A 2,083-nucleotide genomic window follows, 5' to 3' on the forward strand; every position below is an offset into this window, starting at 1 on the left:
GGGTGATGCTCATGCGCATCAGGCTGCGTTCCTTGTCGTTGCGTTCGGCATAGCCTGATTCGACAAAGCGCAACGGGCGCCCGCCGGTGTTGCGGTCAGTCTGCAGCGGCGCCAGACGGAGCATCTTGTGGTGCTCGACGTGGACGTCCGCCCAGGGCAGCTCGACCGCCGGCGGTGCGTCAGTTTCAGCGGTGGTGTCGGGTGAAGTCTGGGTGTCGGTCATAACGGCGAGATCCTGTCCAAGCTCAGCTTGTCGCCAGGCAATGTGCTGGCGACAAAGGCTTATCGGCCGTTTTTTTCAGGACTGGAGGTTAACTGGTGCGAAGTCCGTCAATAAAACCGATGATTCGCGTGCCCAGTTCCGCCGCCAGGGGCAACTGCGGGTCTTTATAGGAGGCCAGTTGGCGTTTGACGTCGTTGGGCACGATGCGCATGACGTGGTTCATACCCTCGATCAGCGCCAGTTCGGCGTCCGGTTTGGCGGCCTTGAGCAGCCTTGCGTCATTGACGCCGACCTGGATGTCGTTGCTGCCCTGGATGATCAGCGCCGGCATTTTCAGCTTGGCAAACGCCGCGGCCGGGTCCTGGCGGAACAGGGAAATCAGGTACGGCTGCACGCTCGGACGGAAAATCGCCTGCAACGGAGGCGGCACATTGTCGTCGGGTTTCCCGGCCTTGAGGCTGTCGAGCAATTCATTGCTGCGCAGCATCAGCGGTGGAGGCAGACGATTACCCAGTTGCTCGCGGATGACCTGATCGACCGGCCTGGCGCTGCCGGAGACAGAAATCACCGCGTCGGCATCGATGCCTGGCGCCGCGAGGCTGGCGATCAAGGCGCCTTCGCTGTGCCCCAGCACGATCAGCTTGCCGAAACGCGGATCGGTCTTGAGCTTCTGACCCCATGCTTCGGCGTCGGCCACATAGGCTTCCACCGTCAGATTGCGTTCGTCCGGCGTGGCGGCCAGGCTCGCGGCCACGCCACGCTTGTCGTAACGCACGCTGGCAATGTTGTGTTTGGCCAGCACCCAGGCCAGGCGCTTGAGGCTGTCATTGCGCCCGCCGTCGGCGTTGTTTCCGTCACGATCCGTAGGGCCGGAGCCGGAAATGATCAGGACGACCGGCACTGGATTGTCGGATTTTGGCAGTAACAGCGAGCCGAAAAGCTCGCCGGTGCCGGTATCCAATGTGATCGGTCGTTGCAGGACAGTCGCCTGGGCAAAGCCGGAAATCAGGGTAAGGCTCAAGGCAAGAACTCGCAGCATCATCGCGCCATCATTCAGAAGATGCCGGTTGGACTCACAGGCACCCATAAGGTTCGAGGATGAACTACTTGGGTAGCCTGCGTATACTGGCGCGCATTACGTATTCAGGTTCATTTCACGGAGCGTCCTGCATGTCCRGCAATACCTACGGCAAGCTGTTCACTGTCACCACCGCGGGCGAAAGCCATGGTCCGGCGTTGGTCGCCATTGTCGATGGCTGCCCGCCGGGCCTGGAGATATCCCTGGAGGATCTGCAGCGTGACCTGGACCGCCGCAAACCCGGCACCAGCCGCCACACCACCCAGCGCCAGGAAGCCGACGAAGTCGAAATCCTCTCCGGCGTGTTCGAAGGTCGCACCACCGGTTGCGCCATCGGCTTGTTGATCCGCAACACCGACCAGAAGTCCAAGGACTACTCGGCGATCAAGGATCTGTTCCGCCCGGCCCACGCCGACTACACCTACCATCACAAGTACGGCGAGCGCGACTACCGCGGCGGCGGTCGCAGCTCGGCCCGTGAAACCGCAATGCGCGTTGCGGCCGGTGCGATTGCGAAAAAATACCTGGCCAGCCAGGGCATCGTCATTCGCGGCTACATGAGCCAGCTGGGGCCGATTGAAATCCCGTTCAAGACCTGGGATTCAGTGGAGCAGAACGCCTTTTTCAGTCCGGACMCGGACAAAGTGCCGGAACTGGAAGCCTACATGGACCAGTTGCGCCGAGACCAGGATTCGGTCGGCGCAAAGATTACCGTGGTCGCCGAAGGCGTGATGCCGGGCCTGGGCGAACCGATCTTCGACCGTCTCGACGCCGAACTGGCC

Annotated in this window: 2 protein-coding genes and 1 pseudogene; 1 reads left to right on the plus strand and 2 read right to left on the minus strand. The window is 61.8% G+C overall.

What is annotated here, in order from left to right; translation table 11 throughout:
- A pseudogene (locus ACXRVY_RS25835) lies at window positions 1-223 on the minus strand (hypothetical protein); the annotation flags it as partial.
- An 88-nt stretch (window positions 224-311) separates the two neighbouring features.
- Complete coding sequence (locus ACXRVY_RS25840) at window positions 312-1,310, minus strand: alpha/beta hydrolase (RefSeq protein ID WP_223462191.1); 999 nt, start codon at window positions 1,308-1,310, stop codon at window positions 312-314.
- 83 nt (window positions 1,311-1,393) lie between these two features.
- On the opposite strand from ACXRVY_RS25840, the gene aroC reads away from it, so the two are divergent.
- Window positions 1,394-2,083 (plus strand): chorismate synthase (aroC, locus tag ACXRVY_RS25845; RefSeq protein WP_458238603.1); only part of this gene is annotated, 690 nt, incomplete at its 3' end.

It is taken from the genome of Pseudomonas sp. P5_A2_2 (genome assembly GCF_054177685.1).

Bases quoted from the DNA above. Each gene is read 5' to 3' on its own strand.
- ACXRVY_RS25840 (WP_223462191.1), bottom strand. From the start codon at position 1,310: ATGGGTGCCTGTGAGTCCAACCGGCATCTTCTGAATGATGGCGCGATG.